Raw genomic sequence first — 19,442 nt, 5'->3', positions numbered from 1 at the left:
ACAGATCCAGGAGGAAACCCAGGAGGCGGAACGGGAACAGATCCAGGAGGAAACCCAGGAGGCGGAACGGGAACAGATCCGGGAGGAAATCCAGGAGGCGGAACGGGAACAGATCCAGGAGGAAACCAAGGTGATAACTCAAAAGTTATTGAACGAACGACTAATCAAGTTGTACATCAAAAAACAGAAAAATTAACAACTAATACATCTAATGTACTAATTAAAGAAGCAGTAGATACTGTTCAAAGTTACCAAGGTTTACTTAGTCTGTATCAAATGTATTATGGGATTGACTTAAGAACGAAAGATGTAGGTCCTAAGCTAGAAGAGGGAAGTTTAGATGCAATTGCAACTGAACAATCTTTGTACTACGTATTAAATAAACAAAGCTTAACTGATTTAATTTCAAACCTTGTTTCATCTAGTATTACGGCAGAAGTTAAGCAAGATATGACAGGTTTAAAACAAAAAATAGACTCTTATCAACAATTCATTACTAGTGCGGATCAAAATTCAATGCTACTAGCGGAGAAATTAAATGTAACGACGCAGCAAGCAACTAGTATGAATGAAAATTTAGGAGAGTATTTAAAAGGTTTAGCGAAATGGCGTGAGAGTAGCTTAAAGCTAGTTGAAGAACAGCAAGTGCTAACAACAAATAATACTGGTGAGCAAACAGCTGTTTTATCGTTAGATTCTGGTATTAAATCATTAATGATGCAAAGTCAGTCATTGGTCGAGAGTTCGAAGTATAGTTTAACAACATCAGACGATGTATATAAAACATTTGATCAAATTAATGGACAAGCAAAAGAAATTCAAGAAAGCGGAACGACAATTGTTTCAAAAGCTGATTCATTATTAAATGACTTTACAAAGAAAATGGACGATGATAAATCATTCTCCAAAAACTTTACTAAAATTTTGGCTAATAGCCGAATTGGCGATCGCCAAAATGAAATGTTATATCAATTTTTATCTAGCCCAGTACAGAAACAAAATGATGGAGTCATTGTAGCTGGTAATGCTTTTACACCATATTTAATCGTATTAACTTGTTTTATTGTTGCGTTATTTACAGCATACGCAATTGCGAATCAAGAAAAGAAACGAACGCAATCAGATCATTTTGAAGAGAAATTCTCATTAATTGATATGAATGTACCAACTACAGTAGTGGCATTCGGTATATCAATTGTGGAAGGAATTAGTATAGGTATCATTTCTGGACGTCTTTTACAGTTCGGTCAAGATCAAAGTTTACTATGGATTGCGTTTATCACAATCATTATGATGGCGTTTGTATTGGTCTCGACATACTTATTACGACAAATAAAAATGGTAGGGATGTTTATACTATTAGTATTTTTAAGTATGTACCTATTTTTAACTGAAGCAGTTGGAAGTAAAGTAGATCAAATGTCGTCTGTTGGAAAGGTACGTCAGTTCTCACCGCTTCAGTATATAGAAAGTTTTCTAAATGATTTTATTAGCGGTAAAGATACTGGAAAAGTTATTTTCATCGTGTTGTTTGTAATTGCCATTATAGGATTAGTTAGTAATCTATTTGTATGGCATAAGAAATGGGAGGAAAAAGAAGTAAATGATCAAACAATGGAGCATAGTGGCTAAGTTATCATTTCTCTCTATCCTTTTACTGTTTGTCGCGCTACCGATAAGGAGCGCGGCTGACAGTTATCTTGGTGATGATGGGAAGATTAAGTTTAAAGTAGACCGTGTTGAAGAAAACGACCAAGAAAAAAATAAAAAGGAACATAAGGAAACGGAATTAGATAAAGCATCGATTGAGTTATTTAATAAAGAAATAGAAGAAGAAATTCAGAAAAAGAAAAAGAAAGAACAAAAAGATATGGAAGCTTTACGAGATTCTCTTTTTATAAAACAAAAAGAAAATAATAGTGTTAAAGATACGAAAAATAGTTTGTTTAGCAGTGAATACGTTGTCAGAAAAAGTGCAGATGAAGTAGCGAGTAATGAAACAATGAATGAAAAGCCAATTAGTACAACAATAATATTATTATTTGGCGGTGGCATTGTACTTATTTGCATCGGTATTTATACAATTCTTCGCAAAAGTTGGAGGTAAAGTAATGGCAATACAAACACATATTAATGTAACGGTAGATTTTAGTAAATGGAATGGAAATACATACGATTTGCGTATTCCGAATCATCAATCTATTAAATATTTATTGAAAAATTTATTAGATACACTAAAGATTGATAATCATGAAGGTTCACATTTTGTGATTAAAGTGAAAAATAAGTCAATTATTTTAACGGATAATGATCGTTTAATTGATCACCAAATAACAGATGGAGATATTTTACAAGTTTTATAAAGAATATTTTATACTTTTAGTTATTTGAAAATAAGTTATTACGGGTTATAAAGAAAAGGAGAAGAGGATAAAAATGACGGAAAAAACAATTCAAATTGATGCAATGAACTATCAATTTCAAATAGAAAAGGAAAATTGGAAATTGGAGATGACAAAATCTCAAACACGTATAAAAGACTTCCGTCAATTTGATGTAATTACGGGCGCATCATCTGAATTTGTACCATTAACGATAGAGGAAACGGATGATATGTTTACCTTTATATTTCAAGTGGATAAAAAATTATATAAGTGGGATGATCTTAGCCGTTTTGGAAGAAATGAGAAATTAAGACTGCTTCGAAATGTTGCGCAGTTTCGTAAATATTTAAATAAACGAATCACGTTCTTTTTACATCCGGACAATATAGTTTTTAATGCTAATTTAATGCCAAGTATTATACATAGAGGAATTCGAGATATTGTTCCACCAACCCCGTTGTTAGAAGAGCAATTTTTAACACAATATAAGTGTCTAATTATCGCTTTATTCTCCCAAAAGCACAATTTTGATGATTTGTATGCTGGGTTACTAAAAGATGCAAAAGAAACAACATTTGAACAGACGGTTGCTCAAATGGAAAGCTTAGATGCATTACTGCAATTTCTTGATGACAGCTTTGAGAAGGAACAAACAAAAACAGAAAAAAATATGCAGTTAGTACCTAAAAAAAGCTATAAATCGTTTAAATACTTAGCTTTTTCCTTCATAGCGGCGACTGTGATTTTAGCTGCTCCTTTAATATATTTCACTTTTATAAAATTTCCTTATCAAAATAAATTATTAGAAGCAAATGCGAGTTTCATAGCAACTGATTATGACAAAGTAATTACTCAATTAAATGAAGAGGAATTTGAATCATTACCGGTTGCGTCTAAATATGAGTTAGCATTTGCATACATTACAGCTGAAAAACTAGGTGAAAATCAAAAGAAAGCAATTATGAAAAATATTAGTTTGAAAAGTGATGAAAAGTATTTACTTTATTGGATGTATAACGGAAAAGGTGATTTTGATAAATCATTAGATTTAGCTAAGACACTTGATGATCCGCAGCTTATTATGTATGGCCTTGTTAAACAAATTGAATCGCTGAAAAATAATCCGGACTTGTCAGGAGAAGAGCGTGATCAAAAGTTAAAAACATATGAGCAACAATTAGATGAGTATAAAAAGAAATATGGTAATTCATCAAGCGATAAAGACTTGTCGGACACAGAGAAAAAAGAGTAAGCCAGCACTTGATGAGACAGTTGAAAAGGAGCAGTGAACACGGATGGAGCAACTATTAGTATTGACTTATGGAGACAAAATATATAAGTGCACATTACATCCAAATGAGCAATCAATAGTGTCGATTGGAAAAGAGTGGACAAATGATATTACGAATCCAAGTTTAGAACAAGAAGTAGAGTTAAAGTGGAATAATGAAGTGAACGCTTGGATGGTACAAAATCAATTAATAGAGTTCAATAAGGAATTTGAGATTGGAAAAACTAAAGATGTGAGCTTGAAAATCTTTATATCTATTATTGGTACAACTAAAGTGTTTGATATCGGAACGAAACATTCTCTTACAATTAGTCAAAACAGTTATGATGATATTTCTATTACCGGGACAAATGCGGATTTAATGCTATCTCGTGAAACGTTGTACGATTCTTTTAGAGTAAACGTATATGAAGGGGATGTATTTCATAATTATACGAAGCTAAAAGATAGCGCTATGTTAGAAGCAGGAGATCAATTATATTTTGATGGTGTTTTAGTAGAGATAGGCAGTGAAGATATTCAAGTATTGTCTTCAGAAGAGAACGTTAAATCTACGTTACCTATTTTAGTAGAATCCGAAACGAATTATCAAAGTGGTTATCCAGACTATCATCGTTCACCACGTATTATTTACCGTGAACCAGAAGAGAAAATGACAATTGCAAAACCTTCAAGTATGCCGTCAAAACCGACTGAGCATTTGGCGAGAATTATTGCACCATCTCTTGTCATGATTGTCGTAACAGTATTACTTGCTATCTTTATGAAATATGGAATGTTTATTATTGCATCGATTGCGATGACATTAGTAACGATTATTGTTTCTGTCACATCTTATATAAAAAATTTAAGGCAATATAAAATTGACATTGTTGAACGTGATAAAAGTTATAGAGCGTATATAAAACAAAAAACGAAAGATTTACATGCAGAAAGTGAAAAGCAGCGTCATGCATTACAATTTCATAATCCAAATGTTGAAGTAATACGTAATATGGCTGTGCAAGTAAATCCACGTATATATGAAAAAACAATGCTACATCATGATTTCTTAACATTTAGCGTTGGGACAGGACAAGCTAATACGAGTTTTGAAATCCAATTTAATGAAGAAGAATTTAGTCAAACGAAAGATGAATTAATTGATATAGCACGTGAACTAAGACAGCGTTATCTTTCTTTGGAAGATGTACCTGTTGTAACAGATTTGATAAATGGACCGGTTGGCTATATTGGACAACGCTCTTTAGTGTTAGAACAATTACAATTATTAGTTGTGCAAACCGCGTTATTCCATAGTTATTATGACTTGCAGTTTATTACTATTTTTCCTGAAGAAGAAAAAGAAAAATGGGATTGGATGCGCTGGCTACCTCATGGAAGTGTTCGAGATATAAATGTACGTGGATTTGTATACCATGATCGTAGTCGTGATCAAGTGTTAAATAGTTTGTATCAAATATTGAAAGAACGAAAATTAAAACTAGATGAAAAAAGTTCAACTAATGAAAAAATGTACTTTGCACCGCACTATGTCGTTCTCATTACAGATGAAAAACTAATACTAGACCATGTTGTTATGGAATTCTTTAATGATGATCCGAGTCAATTAGGTGTATCACTTGTATTTGTACAAGATGTTATGCAAAGTTTACCGGAGCACGTGAAAACGGTAATTGATATAAGAGATGCAAAACAAGGGAACATCATCTTAGAACAAGGAGAGCTTGTTAACCGTCAATTTAAATTGAATCATGTACCGAAAGGGTTCAATTTAGAAGATGTCTCACGTGCATTGGCACCGTTAAACCATTTGCAAAACTTGAAAAATAGTATTCCAGAAAGCGTAACATTCCTAGAAATGTACGGTGTTGAAAAAATAAAAGAGTTAAACATTACAAGTCGCTGGCAGAAAAATGCAGCGCATAAATCTTTAGCTGTACCACTTGGATTACGTGGTAAAGAAGATATCGTAAACTTAAACTTACACGAAAAAGCACACGGACCACACGGGTTAATAGCAGGTACAACAGGTTCAGGTAAGTCGGAAATTATACAATCGTATATTTTATCTCTAGCAGTCAATTTCCATCCTTACGAAGTAGCCTTTCTACTAATTGACTATAAAGGCGGCGGTATGGCGAATTTATTCAAAAACTTACCGCATTTATTAGGAACAATTACGAACTTAGATGGAGCACAAAGTATGAGAGCGCTCGCATCAATTAAAGCCGAATTACAAAAAAGGCAACGATTATTTGGGGAAAATGAGGTAAATCATATAAACCAGTATCAAAAATTGTATAAAGAAGGCTTAGTAAGTGAACCGATGCCACATCTATTTTTAATTAGTGATGAATTCGCGGAACTGAAGTCAGAACAACCAGAATTTATGAAAGAGTTAGTTTCAACAGCGCGTATCGGTCGTTCACTCGGAATCCATTTAATATTAGCTACGCAAAAACCGAGTGGTGTTGTAGATGATCAAATTTGGAGTAACTCGAAATTCAAACTAGCATTAAAAGTTCAAAATACGTCAGATAGTAATGAAATTTTAAAAACACCAGATGCTGCTGAAATTACATTACCAGGACGTGCGTACTTACAAGTTGGGAACAATGAAATTTATGAACTATTCCAATCAGCTTGGAGCGGAGCAGACTATGTAGAAAACAAAGAGGATAAAGAACATTTAGACGCAACGATCTATGCAATAAATGATTTAGGACAATATGAAATATTAAGTGAAGACTTAAGTGGACTTGGTAGCAGTAAAGAAGTAATAAGCGTACCATCTGAACTGGATGCTGTTATTGACTACATTCACGATTACGCAGAAATAAATGAAATTGAAGCGTTAGCTAGACCGTGGTTACCACCACTTCCAGAAAGCGTATATTTACAAGACTTACATGCTATTCAGTTCAAAGAAGCATGGACGAAAGAAAAGAAACCATTAAAAGCAACAGTTGGTCTACTAGATCAGCCTGAATTACAATCACAAACACCATTAACACTAGATATTAGTAAAGACGGACACGTAGCGGTCTTCTCAAGTCCAGGCTACGGAAAATCAACATTCTTACAATCAGTCATTATGGATGTAGCTCGTCAGCATAGTCCGGAGCATTTGCATGTGTATTTATTAGACTTCGGAACAAATGGCTTAATGCCATTAAAATCTTTACCACATGTGGCGGACATCATTACATTAGACCAAGTTGAAAAATGCGAGAAATTTCTTCGTCGCATAGAAGACTTATTAAAAGATAGAAAGCAATTGCTAAGTAAATATGGCGTTGCAAGTCTTGAAATGTATGAGAGAGCTAGTAAAGAAGTATTACCAACAATATTAATTGCGTTAGATAACTATGATGCTGTTAGAGAAGCTGGATTTGTCGAAGACTTTGAACGCATTATTGCACAAATTGTACGTGAAGGGGCAGCGGTAGGAATTCATTTAATGCTTACGGCTACACGTCAAAATGCATTGAGAGTACAAGTAAATACAAATATTAAACTACAAATAGCGCTATATATGATAGATGAGGCAGAATCTAGAGCTATTGTAGGAAGAACAGAGTTGAAAATTGAAGAATTAGCAGGACGTGGTTTAGTTAAAATTGACGAACCAACAATCTTCCAAACAGCTTTACCGACAAAGGGAGAAGATGTACTTACTCGAATTGAAAATATACAAGCTGAAGGAAAAGAGATGGATTCCTTCTGGGATGGAGAAAGACCGAAAGCAATCCCTATGGTACCTGAAGTTCTGGAATACAAAGAATTTATTGCATGGCCAGAAACAAGGGAAATTATTGAAGCAGGCAAACTAACATTTGGTGTAGAAACAGAAAGCGTTACACCTCTCGAATTAGATTTAAAGGAAGCGTCTAATATTGTTGTAGGGGGAATTAAGAAAGATGAAGTTGAAAATGTAGTTCATCAATTCCTTCAACAGTTAGCAGACAGTGGACACTTTGATCTAGGTTTAATTGATACAAGAACACGCAATTTCTCAAACTATAGAGAGAGTGCTGCTTTATATGTAGCTGAAAAAACAGGAATTGAGAAAACGATTAAACAAGTTACAAATGCTTATAAATCGAGAGAAGCGGCGTTTAAAGAGGAGCAGGAAGCATCAAGTGAAACAGTGAACCCAGCTGAATTTATTAAGAAATTTAAGCCGATTGTAATCGTAATCGCAGATGTAAATGATATTTTAAGTAATTTAGAAGATAGCGATATATATAGTTTAGCGGAATTAATAACAAATGGTGCATTTATGGGCATCCACTTCGTAATTGGCTGTGATGTTGATTCAATTGACAGTCGATACGACTTAGTTTCAAAAACAATAAAAACGCAATCTCATGTTATTTTACTTAGAAAATCATCAGGCCAAATGGTCTTCGATGTATCTAATAAAGATTTAAGTAGTACAAAATTAAATCCATTTGAAGGGTATTTTGTTGAAAATCGTTTTGCTACTAGAATTAAAGTGCCAACTATTTAAGGGGGGATTTGCATGGGGATAGAGGAATTAAATAGTCAAAAATCTGGTTTATTAAGTAGTATAAGTCATCAACAAGGGCAATTGGCTGAATTACAAATGAAACTACGAAGGCTAATAACTGCAAAGGGGAAATTTGTAAATAATCTTGAAGCAATTAAACAAAATCAAGAGCAGTTTAAGTCTTTAGAAATAAACGAGAGTAGTTGGAAAGGGCAAAGAGCAACTACTTTTAAAGAAACGTATGAACAACAAGTTATTTCTAATTTGGGGAGGTTTATTGGAGAACTAGGGAGAGTGCAAGAAGACATCGATCAAGCCATACGACGGCTTGAAAGAGAAATCGCTGCATGTGAGTCTAGTATTCTTTCTCTAAGTAGAAGTGTTTCAATGGTTGACGCTAGTATTCAAGTAGAAGTACAGAAGGCGGGGAAATGATAAATGGGGGAAATTAAATTAAATAAAGGGGTATTTGATGCGAAAGTAAGTGAATTGAAAAGTGGCGCTAGTGATTTAGGTAAGACTAAATTTAATGGTATGCAGTTACATCGTACGAATTTAAGTAAACTGAAAAAATATTGTGAAGCGATTGAAAAACTTTCACAGAAAGTTCAGCGATATGAGAAATTGTTAGAAAATGATATAAGTAGAGTACAAGAAATTGGAGCGAAAATGGTAGAGAAAGATGCAAAACTTGGGCAAGAACTAAAAGTTGGTATACAGCAGCACTAGAAAAACATTCTACGTAAAAATGAAATAAGGGGAGAGAAACGTGGATAAAAATATTGAATTACAAGAAGTAAACGAATTACAAAAAAGATTTCAAACAAGTGCTGACGAACTAAATCAATATTTTGAAACCTTATTAGGGAAAATAGATGATTTGAACCAACTTAATTCTTTTCAAGGGAAAGCAGCAGATGAAATAAAGAGGTATTTTTCTAGAGTACATGGTACTACGATTGCTGGATTTCAAATTGCAGCGGAAGAGTTGAAAAATGAATTTCAAAAAGCAATAGAGACTTTTAATAGTACAGTTGATAGTGATAGTGATACAAAGATTTATGGGAACTATTTAGATAATGTAAAGAAAAAAATTAATGGTTACAGCAATGAATTTGATCGATCTAATGAAGAAGCAAAACAAACTATAGCAACTATAGCGGACATTGTCCCAACTCAGTATCCATCATCTTCAGGGATTTCTGAAGGGGTCCAAAAAAGTCAAAAGGAAGTTAGTGATACGCTAGAAAAATTAGAAACGTATAATAGTCAGCAAAATGAACTTCAACATTTTAATGAAACATTAAGTTCATTAGACAAGGGAATGAAAGAAATACAAGCAGCCAATGGAGATTTTTCTAGTAAGATAGTCGAAAAAATTATGGCTGGTGGATGGAATGGAAACTTAATAAATGGTATTTCGGATAGCATGACGACGTTTGATATTCGACAAAAGGGTGGTAAATTTGTGGTGGCCGCTTTTGCTCGTATGTATTATGCCAAAAAGAACTATGATTTAAGTGTTTTATTTGATTCTAATGGTCGAAAAGGAAAAGGGAAGTTTACACTATCAACACGTCAAAAAGAAGATTTAGTGGAAGTGTATAAATTACTTAAGATGGATAGTAGTGATGATAGTATATTTCGTTATATAAAAAATGGACTTAAATTGGATGGTGTAGAAAATTCGAGAATTACGAATGAACAAGTAAGAAAAGCAAGAAAAGGAATTTATAAATTACCGGAATTTCAAGATTTTCAAAAGTTCCAACAGGATTGGAGTAAAAAAGGGCTACCTACTGCAATTAAAGAAAGAGGATGGAGTTCGTTTAAAACGGAGTATGTAAAAGGATTAAAAGATTTGCATCCTGGACAATGGAAAGAAGCATTTAAAGAACTTGGAAATACTGGTAAGTTTTTAAAAGGAGCAGCCATATTTGGAGCGGTTGTGTCAGTTGGAAATAACATTGCTGAAGCTCAAAAAGATGGATGGCAATTACATGATGTAGCAGATATAGCAACAGATTCAGCAGTAGATGTTGGAGCAACTGCCGGGGCGGCTGCAGCTGGTGCTGTAGCGGGATCGTTTTTCCTTCCGCCTATTGGAACTGTTGTAGGAGCAGGCGTTGGGGTAGTTATTACGGTAGGATTAAATACGAAAACGAGTATATTTGGGGGAGACAGTGCAATTGATGCTACTAAAAAAGGAGTAAAAAAAATAACAACAAAACTTAGGGATCTATTTTGGTAATTCGGCTACAAGAAAGGTGCAGATAGAGTATGTGGAACATAAAAGAAGAAGAGTTAGAGGAATTTAGAAAAACATGCAGAAGACGTTTAAGTCCTGAAGGTGCGACGGGATTTATGCTAGGAACAATAATTATTGATTCATTAATGATGCTATTTATTATAGGAGCATTGGTGAAGTTTGGTTGGGGTTTTTATACTACTATGTTTGAAAAAACACTGGTTAGTATTGAACTTGTGTTGTATGGCTTGCAGATAATTTTTCTAATACTATATTCCTTTCCAAAAGCACGTTATAAATTTCAAAAGTTACAAACGCTCGTTGTATTATTATATGCATTTCAATTAGGAACAATCACATTTACAATGTTAGTTCTTCCTGGAATGACTGACTATTCAATTGATCGAATGACTTTAATTTGTGTAGGGTTATTATTTATAGGAGCAGTGATATTTCATATTGTGACAACAATTGATACGTTTAAACAAGCAAGTGAAGGTGCGTTTAGCATGGATGAGAGGTCTCGTTCATTTTTTAGTGAAACAAAAGGAAGAATGATAAAAGGTAGCATGATATATATATCAGTTCTTCTTATAATCATTTATTTTCATAATGATTATAACTTTAATACATTAATTTTATATGTAGTAGGGACAATTTTAATGTACGCAGTAGCCATAGGTGCAGCTGAATTCCAATTGTTGGTGTACTGTAGATTTAAATTTAAATCATTTAATATGACATGGGAAGAGAATGAGAGAGAACGACAGAAATTTAGAAAATATAATAAAAAAAACAAATCGAAAAGTAGATAATAAAAGAAATGAATTTTTGCTATAGCATAAATTGTTAATTTATGTGTATTAGATGAGAAATTGTACGTTTCTATTCGAATTAGAAAGAAATAAAGATAAGGGGAGTAGATGTTGTGAAAGTTCAATATAAAGCATTATCGCTATTAAATTTAATTAGTATTACTCAAGTCGTCAAAAAAGAAGATTGGTTACTACCTGCTATTGCGCTGAGAAGTCAAGTTATTCGTAATGGGATTTATGCAGTAGGACCGGTTCTCTTTAAATATAAATCACTTGAAAATGAACCAGCATATGGTGAATATACATATTGTGTTCCGGTAAATGAACGTGTGGAACTGGGGGAAGATTCTGCATATGAATACGTTGATGGTTTAATAATTGAAGATGCTTTAAGTGTGCGTTTTACGGATGAAGATGGTGATATTGAAGATGTGTATAATTTAATACACGAGGTGGCAAATCAAAACCATATTAAATTAGATAGTAGTTTTTATCATGTATGCTTAGATGTATACGGTGATACATGGTTAGATATTTATGCTCCTATTATAAAAGTGGGTGAAACCGTAAAATGATTATAGAAGGGCAAAGTATTGCATATACAAATGTTGTTTCAAAAGAATACTATATTCATTATACTTATATGAAAGATTCGATTGATGATTTTATGCTAGAAATAGAAAAAGCGAACTTAACAGCAAAAGGTCCACTATTTTATACATTGAAAAATGTTCCTTCAGATGAAAATATGTATATTGAATTATTTATGCCGATATATGAGGATAAAGTTCCACCATTAGAAACAATGAAATTTAGAAGCTATTACTATGTAGATGACATGCTTGTGAAACGATTGACAGGAGAGTATGAAACATTAACCGAGTATGCATATGCTGAGATGCTTCAGTATATGGAAGATAATGAACTTGATATGATTTCACCTATTTATCATATTTTTAGCGGTGATGAAGAGCTACAGTATGTTGAAATAAAAATTGCAGTGGATACACAATAAAAATTTAGCGCAGTTTTAGTAATGGAGATATGAAAAGTAAAAGCTTGATTTTAGTTTCGTTTTATAGAAGAAGATAAAGGTATTCTTGAATGAAGAGTTCTAATTGTTGTTTTTAGTAGGAAGGGGTCTACATATGTGGCTATTTTCAAAAGAAAAAACTGTGTATTTTCAACAAAAGAGTGAGGATAAAACTGGGGAATTAATTAAGCAGAAAATATTGGAGAAAGTATCAGTAGATGATTGCATAATAGCTGCTGAAATGATTGATGTATTGTTTATATATCCTGAACTTGCAGAAGAACTTGCAAGGATTTTATATATGAGTAATAAAGAATTATTCCGAACGGTGGCTATGTTTGTTGGTACATTTGAAATTTTTGTACAAGTCTCCAGCACAACGAAAGTTATTATCCAATGTATTCCGGTAGATGAAGAAATGGAAGAAGAAGTGTTTTCGGATATGAAAGTAATTGGTTTTAAATATAAGAAAAAGTCGACTGATGAAGACATAGAAGAAATAGCAGAGTGGATGATGGAATATAAAAAGATGTGTAAAAAAATAGCAGAGCACTATGAAATAGCTCAAAAAGAATCATTATTATAATGTAAGAATATCTGAGATTAATAAAACCTTCTCTTCTCGTTAGAATGAGGAGGTTTTTCATTCTAAAATCTATATGTAATTGATTGAATAATTCGACATGAGAATTTTCAGTTGGATCAATCTGTATTGGTAGTAGTTACGTTCTGCAGTTCACTTTGTTCTTATTTTGAAAGGGAAATTTTATTCGAAAGTCAATTTGTAAAGAGGGGAAGGTGTTATTATGATTAAGGATCGGAATGTTTCAGAAACAGAGAAAAGTTTTTTTCAAAGGACAATAGTATCTATCTATAAAGCGTTAGAATTTATAATGAAATATACAATGATTCTAATAATAATAATGTCAATATGTGTGATAATTGCTGCTGTTTATTTTAAAATATATGAGGGGATAGGGGCGGGTGTATTCCTCTTAATCTCGTCATTATTTGCATATTTGGTATTTTTTAAGAAAAGTAAAAATGCCTAAATTAATAGCGAAAATAAAATTTCAAAGATTAACAACTATAATACGTTATTTGAAGAGAGAAAGTTTTGAATATGGCATGAATGTATAACAGCAAGAAAACCTTCTCTTTTCGTTAAAATGAGAAGGTTTTTATTTTTAATCTACGTGATTTAAGTGAATGTGGTTAAAGGTGGGGCACTTGAATGTGGAAAATAAAAGAAGAAGATTTAGATCAATTTAGGGTGACATGTAAACGTCGATTAAGCCCTGAGGGTGCTTTAGGTTTTATGATAGGAACAATAGTGTACGTTTCAGTTATGATGTTTTTTCTTATTGGTACTTTAGTAACGTTTGGTTGGGACTATTATACTACTTTCTTTGAGAAAACAATCGTTAGAATGGAACTTGTGCTATATAGCTTGCAAATAATTTTTTTAATTCTATATTCATTTCCAAAAGCTCGATTTAAATTTCAAAAGTTTCAAACGATTGTCGTATTATTATATGCATTTCAATTAGGTACGATATTATTCACGGCTTTAATTCTTCCTGGAATTTCGGATTATATAATCGACGGAATTACATTGGTATATGTAGGTTTCTTATTTATAGGAGCAGTGATTGTTCATATTGTGACAACGATTGATATGTTTAAATAGGCAAGTGAAGGTGCATTTAGTATGAATGAAAGATCTGCTTCCTTTTTTAGTAAAACAAAAGAAACTATGATGAAAGTGGCTTCAATATACGCATTAATCCTACTTATTTTGATTTATTTTCATAATGATTATGCGATTGATACTTTGATTGGATATGTAATAGGTACTGTTTTACTGTACACAGTAGCCGTTGGTGCAGAAAAATTCCAATTATTGGTGTACTTTAGATTTAAATTTCCATCATTTTATATTTCTTGGGAGCAACATGAAAGGGAACGCCAGGAATTCTTAAAGCGTTATAAGGAGAGAGAGGGAAAGAAAGCGAAAGAAATAAAATAAGTTTTGGTTTCTGAAAATTCGAATAGAATATATAAGCAATAAAGGATTGTATATAAATCGATACTATTAAAAATTAAAGCATCTTCAGTATAATCTGTATGAGTAAATAAATACCAGTAGTAAGTAAAGGTGAAATGTTTTACTTTCCAAAAAGGAACATAATGAACTTAAAAATGCCTAGAGAAATCAACGGGGTGTCAGTATGAAGTTAAAGAAGAAAGCTAAGATGATGATAGTTCTGTCAATAGTAGCAAGTTTATTAAGTGGATGTGGTTTTGGGGAAACGAAGATAGAGTATGAGAGATTTGTTAAGGCATTAGAAGAAGAGGACATGAGTACGGTAATGTCTGCGAGTGATGATGGGTATGCGTATGTGAAAGAACGGGTTATTGATTTTACCACAGAAAAAAATGGGGAGGACAGAATTCATAATACACTATATCAAACTACTGAAGGTATATTTAATTTGGAAGAAAATTTATTATATGGAGAAACTACTCAAAAAATAACAAATGGTATTAAGAACATAAAAGATAGACATAAGGATAATAAATATAAAGAAGAAGAAAAATATAGCACTAGGTTCATGTATAAAGATAGAAAGGGTTACGGTTCTGATTCTAGCTTGGATGTTTCACATGTAAAACTAATTTTTAATAGATTGCAAGGCATTGGGAATTTACAACTGAAAGTAAGGAGAGATAAAAAGAAATTTAATGAACCAAATACAGTCGGTTTTACGTTAACGGAATCACAATTTCAAGAAATAATTAACGATAAATTGAATTTGCAATATGATAGTTTTGAAAAAGCATCAATTGCATTTAATTTTAATGATTCTAAAGATACGAAACAGCATCCGATGCAAATAATTCAATTAACAATTCTAATTGTATATGAAACGAAAAATAGTGAGGGGAAATTATTAACACATACTCAGCAAATATCTGTGAATTTTAGTAGTAAAAGGGATAATGACCAGGAAGCTAAACAAGATTATGTAAAATATGAAAAGTATTTTCAAAATAATAAGTGATTCTAAGGGAGCTGATTTGTTTTGAATAAAGGTGTGAAGAAAATAGCGGATTTAAGAATAACCTCTGATATGGGAAAGTTAGAGCTCGCTGGGCAAGATATATATAATTTTAGAGATGGCGAAGAACCGTATAATAATATTGGGGAGGACGCCTAAGAAAAAAACGAAGATCTCTTAGAAAAAATTTTAATGCAACACTAATAGATTCTGCAGAAGATAAAGACACTGGGTTTGCCGCTTATGCATTTAAAGATAATGTAACAGGAGAAGTTATTATTTCATATGTTGGGACGGAAGCTGGAAAAGATAATAATAGTGATGTAGTAGTAGATGCAGAGATAGGTGTTCACAATTTAACAAATGCAAATAAATTAGCATTTAGTAATTGGGAACATGAATTAAAAGTAAAACAATATGACCAAGGAGAGGCATTTTATGAAAAATTTTAGATTTAAATTTCCATCATTTTATATTTCGTGGGAGGAACATGAAAGAGAATGTCATAAAAGAGTAAAGCTTTATGAAGAGAGGGGAAAAAAGCAAGCGAAAGAAATAAAATAAGTTTTGGATTCTGAAAATTCAAATAGAAAATATAAGCAATTAAGGCTTGTATATAAATCGATGCTATTAAAAATTAAAGTATCTCCAATATAATCTGTATGAGTAAATAAATACCAGTAAGTAAAGGTGAAGTGTACTACTATCAAAATGGGAATATAATGAACCAGTAACCAACGGGGTGTCAGTATGAAGTTAAAGAAGAAAGCTAAGATGATGATAGTTCTGTCAATAGTATCAAATTTATTAAGTGGATGTGATTTTGGGGAGACGAAGATAGAGCATGAGAGACTAGTAAAGGCGTTGGATGAAGGGGATATGAAGGCTGTTATGTCTGCGAGTGATGATGGGTATGCGTATGTGAAAGAGAGAAGCATATATGGGATTTTTGAGGGAAAAGAAGACGGTACTCATAGTAAAACAATCTATCAAACAACAGAGGGGATTTATAATACGATTGAGAAAAAATTATTTGGAGAAACAACGGAGGAAATAGCTACAAATATTAAAAATGAAAAAGAAAAGGCGGATATTAGTAATTACAAAGAAGAAGAAATTTATCATACTAATATTATGTATGAAGGTGGGGAAGTGAAGACGGTAAAAACAGCATTTGATGTGTCCGCTGTTAAATTAATTATGGATCGCTTACAGGGAATAAAAGATTTAAAACCGTCAGAAGATACAAAAGGATTCGATGAACCGAATATTGTTAGTTATAGTCTAACAGAATCTCAGTTTCAACAAGTACTAAACGATAAATTAAAGTTAGAATATGATGAATTTATTGGTAGCTCAATTGGATTGCACTTTAATGCTATAAAAGATTCAAAGAAAGGATCTATGGGACTATTAGAAATAAGAATAGCTGTAAGTGTAAAGAAAGAAAATGTTTTAAAACAACAGCAAATATTTGTAAGCTTTAATGATAAAAAAAGTAATAATAAAATAAAAGAAGACTATTTGAACTATCAAAGACATTTTAATTATGTAGGTGATTAATGTGACCAAAAGATTAATTAATAAAATAATTATTATGATGGTAGTAATGATTCTATTAGGTGCGTGTAGTTTTGGTGAAAAAAAGATAGATTATGAGCCGTTTGTCAAAGCTTTGGATGAAGGGGATATGAGAAAGGTTATGTCTGCGAGTGCTGATGGATATGCGTATGTGAAAGAACGAGTTGTTGATTTTACTATAGAAACAAATGGTGATGAAAACCATTATAATACGCTATATCAAACTACTGAAGGTATATATAATTTGAAAGAAAAATTGTTATATGGAATAACGTCTCAAAGAATAACAAGTAAAACAAAAGATGAAAAGGATAGACATAAGAATAATAATTATAAAGAAGAAGAAAAATATAATATAAACTTGCTGTATCAAAACGGAAAAGGTCAAGGATCTGATTCAAATTTGGATGTTACTCCTGTGAAATTGATATTTAATAGATTACAAGGTGTAGGGGATTTAAAACTGAAAGCAGGAGGTAACAGAAAAAAATTAATGAACCAAATTCAGTTGGATTTACTTTAACAGAAGCGCAATTTCAAGAAATAATTAATGATAAATTAAAATTGCAATATGATAAATTTGAAAATGCATCAATTGTACTTAACTTTAACGATTCAATAGACAATGAAAAACACCCAATGCAAATAACAGAATTAACAATTTCAATTGACTATAAGAGGCAAAATGATGAAGGTAAAATGTTAACACATAGTCAGCAAATATATGTGTATTTTAGTAGTGAAAAAGATAATAATCAAGAAGCTACGAAAGAGTATGTAAATTATAAAAAGAAATATGAAAATAATAAATGATTAAGTAAGTGAATGAAAGACCGAAAGTTGAGGAGGTTTTAGGTGATGCAATTACTTCTAATTGTATCATGATGGAATATTTAGAGAGATTAGTGTGGTGAATGTTTAACAATTATTTCTAGTTGTATTGGAGAGAATTAGAGCATAAAAATGCAGCCCCAATTGCTAGACTATATGTAACAATTGGGGACGTTTATCTATCCAAATTTAGTTTGAATACATAACATTTTTTAGTTAGAGTCATGGCTCCGCAAGTAGTTTCTTCATCTTCATAATAACGGTGTGAAATTTTTTTGTAATTTGCTTTTATTGCTAAGTGACAACTATTTCTGTATATAGAGTAGCCCTTATTATCGGTACATCGTCCACATTCCAATGTCTTTAAATCCTAGTCGTTTATAAATTCGTCCAGCAGCTGGATTGTTATAAAATAAGCAAAGTGTTCGGCCTTCTTTCGTAAAGTCCTGAATCATTTTTTGCAGTATGAGTGAAGCGTAGCCATTTCCGCGATAATTCGGGTGTGTACATACACCAACTACCATAGCAGATAATGAATTTTCAGCGGAAGTAGAGGCGGATGCGATGATTGCACCGTCTTTTTCAATATAGTATGTGCGTCCTGTATTTGTTTCGATAGCCTGCCTTAATATTTTCTCTGATTCATTAGTAGTCGGAAATTCAGCGATGTCACTTCTTAATTTCATAATTCGTTCTATATCATCGAGTGAGGCAAGTTTAATTGTTTCATGAATTGGTGTGCTAGGTAAGTTGTTGTCATTTAGACATTCGCAAAAATACATTTCATTTTTGGTGCCTAATTGTAGACTTGGAGAAGCTTCAAACCTTTCTACAATAGTTGACTTGCCAGAGAGTTTAAGCGGCTTATATGCGGAAAGAAGTGCCTCATAATCAATGGTAACAAAGTCTTCTTTACTATATGGTATAAATGAATCGTGGAATCGGAGTAGAATTGATTTTAATATCCCATTCTCTTTAAATACGCCCCATAATTCTTGAAAATCTGTGTCATAACCGAAAGCTTCAATATCTCCAATAATAAACAAGTTAAGGGCTGCTTCTTTTTTTAGGTAAGCGAATACTTGTTCATGATCTTTCTTTGTTAATTTTCGCATCATAACGAATCGACCTCTTTTTTTATTTTTTCTAAATATTACAACTTAAGTTTTTTGAAATCAATATAAAATTTTATGTTTAGTTCACAAACTTTCGGAAAAACTAGGAAAGATATGACAAAGGAGGTTATGAACGGTGGATCATCCAATTCAAGGGTTAATGAAAGCAGCAATGGAAAATTTAAAAGAAATGGTTGATGTAAATACGATTGTTGGAGAGCCTGTTCAAACGGCTGACGGTGGTGTGGTGTTAACGGTTTCTAAAGTAGCGTTCGGTTTTGGAGCAGGAGGTTCTGATTTCCAAACGAATGATGGACAAAGAGCGAACGGTAACCCTGCATTTGGTGGCGGTAGCGCGGGTGGTGTTTCTATTACACCAGTAGCATTTCTTGTAGTGAATAAAGATGGAGTAAATATTCTTCATCTACAAAATGCGACACATTTAGCAGAAAAAATAATTGAATTAGCTCCACAAACAATTGATAAAATTCAATCGATGTTCCAAACAGATGAAAAGAACGAGGGAAATTATCACCCTCAAAACCCAGATGAAATCCTTTAAAAAC

At 32.5% G+C, this 19,442-nt stretch carries 17 protein-coding genes and 3 pseudogenes; 19 read left to right on the top strand and 1 reads right to left on the bottom strand.

Annotation, left to right across the window (positions count from 1 at the left end; all coding sequences use genetic code 11):
• From SB773_RS22280 to SB773_RS22195, 18 genes and pseudogenes are all read left to right on the top strand, one after another.
• Positions 1–1,632 (top strand): annotated as a pseudogene (locus SB773_RS22280) (type VII secretion protein EsaA); the annotation flags it as partial.
• Complete coding sequence (essA, locus tag SB773_RS22275; RefSeq protein WP_410592137.1) at positions 1,604–2,107, top strand: type VII secretion protein EssA; 504 nt, start codon at positions 1,604–1,606, stop codon at positions 2,105–2,107. The pseudogene SB773_RS22280 and the gene essA, both read left to right, overlap by 29 nt.
• 4 nt (positions 2,108–2,111) lie before the next feature.
• Positions 2,112–2,363: an EsaB/YukD family protein gene (locus tag SB773_RS22270; protein ID WP_001007570.1), complete on the top strand. Its 252-nt coding sequence runs from the start codon at positions 2,112–2,114 to the stop codon at positions 2,361–2,363.
• A gap of 73 nt (positions 2,364–2,436) precedes the next feature.
• Positions 2,437–3,636 carry a type VII secretion protein EssB gene (essB, locus tag SB773_RS22265; protein ID WP_060749821.1) on the top strand — a complete coding sequence of 400 codons (1,200 nt, stop codon included), beginning with the start codon at positions 2,437–2,439 and terminating at the stop codon, positions 3,634–3,636.
• Positions 3,637–3,679: 43 nt separating this feature from the next.
• Positions 3,680–8,191, top strand: coding sequence for a type VII secretion protein EssC (essC, locus tag SB773_RS22260; RefSeq protein WP_410592134.1), 4,512 nt, complete (start codon positions 3,680–3,682; stop codon positions 8,189–8,191).
• A 12-nt stretch (positions 8,192–8,203) separates the two neighbouring features.
• Positions 8,204–8,626: a YwqH-like family protein gene (locus SB773_RS22255; protein WP_002127046.1), complete on the top strand. Its 423-nt coding sequence runs from the start codon at positions 8,204–8,206 to the stop codon at positions 8,624–8,626.
• A gap of 3 nt (positions 8,627–8,629) precedes the next feature.
• Positions 8,630–8,920 carry a TIGR04197 family type VII secretion effector gene (locus SB773_RS22250; RefSeq protein ID WP_000503892.1) on the top strand — a complete coding sequence of 97 codons (291 nt, stop codon included), beginning with the start codon at positions 8,630–8,632 and terminating at the stop codon, positions 8,918–8,920.
• A gap of 40 nt (positions 8,921–8,960) precedes the next feature.
• Positions 8,961–10,442: a T7SS effector LXG polymorphic toxin gene (locus SB773_RS22245; protein ID WP_113734602.1), complete on the top strand. Its 1,482-nt coding sequence runs from the start codon at positions 8,961–8,963 to the stop codon at positions 10,440–10,442.
• 29 nt (positions 10,443–10,471) lie between these two features.
• Positions 10,472–11,254 (top strand): hypothetical protein, encoded by a 783-nt coding sequence (locus SB773_RS22240; protein WP_000267166.1) that lies wholly within the window; start codon positions 10,472–10,474, stop codon positions 11,252–11,254.
• A gap of 113 nt (positions 11,255–11,367) precedes the next feature.
• The gene (locus tag SB773_RS22235; protein ID WP_410592130.1) at positions 11,368–11,829 is read left to right on the top strand and encodes a DUF5085 family protein; all 462 of its coding nucleotides are present in this window, start codon (positions 11,368–11,370) and stop codon (positions 11,827–11,829) included.
• Entirely contained in the window at positions 11,826–12,269 is a 444-nt protein-coding gene (locus tag SB773_RS22230; protein ID WP_113734600.1) for a DUF5085 family protein, read from the top strand. Before SB773_RS22235 ends, SB773_RS22230 begins: the two co-directional genes overlap by 4 nt.
• A gap of 133 nt (positions 12,270–12,402) precedes the next feature.
• A complete protein-coding gene (locus SB773_RS22225) occupies positions 12,403–12,873 on the top strand; it encodes a hypothetical protein (RefSeq protein ID WP_404484337.1) in 471 nt (156 codons plus the stop codon).
• A gap of 220 nt (positions 12,874–13,093) precedes the next feature.
• The gene (locus SB773_RS22220) at positions 13,094–13,339 is read left to right on the top strand and encodes a hypothetical protein (protein WP_016092734.1); all 246 of its coding nucleotides are present in this window, start codon (positions 13,094–13,096) and stop codon (positions 13,337–13,339) included.
• Between the two features lie 182 nt (positions 13,340–13,521).
• Positions 13,522–14,316: pseudogene (locus SB773_RS22215) on the top strand (hypothetical protein).
• A gap of 202 nt (positions 14,317–14,518) precedes the next feature.
• The gene (locus tag SB773_RS22210; RefSeq protein ID WP_113734597.1) at positions 14,519–15,352 is read left to right on the top strand and encodes a DUF3952 domain-containing protein; all 834 of its coding nucleotides are present in this window, start codon (positions 14,519–14,521) and stop codon (positions 15,350–15,352) included.
• A gap of 435 nt (positions 15,353–15,787) precedes the next feature.
• Entirely contained in the window at positions 15,788–15,913 is a 126-nt protein-coding gene (locus SB773_RS22205) for a hypothetical protein (RefSeq protein ID WP_265114228.1), read from the top strand.
• A gap of 186 nt (positions 15,914–16,099) precedes the next feature.
• Positions 16,100–16,912 (top strand): DUF3952 domain-containing protein, encoded by an 813-nt coding sequence (locus SB773_RS22200; protein WP_410592126.1) that lies wholly within the window; start codon positions 16,100–16,102, stop codon positions 16,910–16,912.
• A gap of 34 nt (positions 16,913–16,946) precedes the next feature.
• A pseudogene (locus SB773_RS22195) lies at positions 16,947–17,743 on the top strand (DUF3952 domain-containing protein).
• A 350-nt stretch (positions 17,744–18,093) separates the two neighbouring features.
• Here the strand turns inward: SB773_RS22195 and SB773_RS22190 are convergent.
• A complete protein-coding gene (locus SB773_RS22190) occupies positions 18,094–18,879 on the bottom strand; it encodes a GNAT family N-acetyltransferase (protein WP_410592124.1) in 786 nt (261 codons plus the stop codon).
• A gap of 133 nt (positions 18,880–19,012) precedes the next feature.
• Here SB773_RS22190 and ytfJ point away from each other — a divergent pair, with 133 nt between their 5' ends.
• Positions 19,013–19,438, top strand: a complete 426-nt coding sequence (ytfJ, locus tag SB773_RS22185; RefSeq protein ID WP_410592122.1) for a GerW family sporulation protein — start codon at positions 19,013–19,015, stop codon at positions 19,436–19,438.
• The last annotated feature ends 4 nt before the right edge of the window (positions 19,439–19,442 follow it).

The sequence above is a fragment of the Bacillus sp. SIMBA_074 genome (assembly GCF_046534555.1).
Taxonomy (GTDB): Bacteria; Bacillota; Bacilli; order Bacillales; family Bacillaceae_G; genus Bacillus_A; species Bacillus_A mycoides.
Note: the sequence above shows the minus strand (reverse complement) of the source record. Positions and strands in the feature narration are given on the sequence as shown.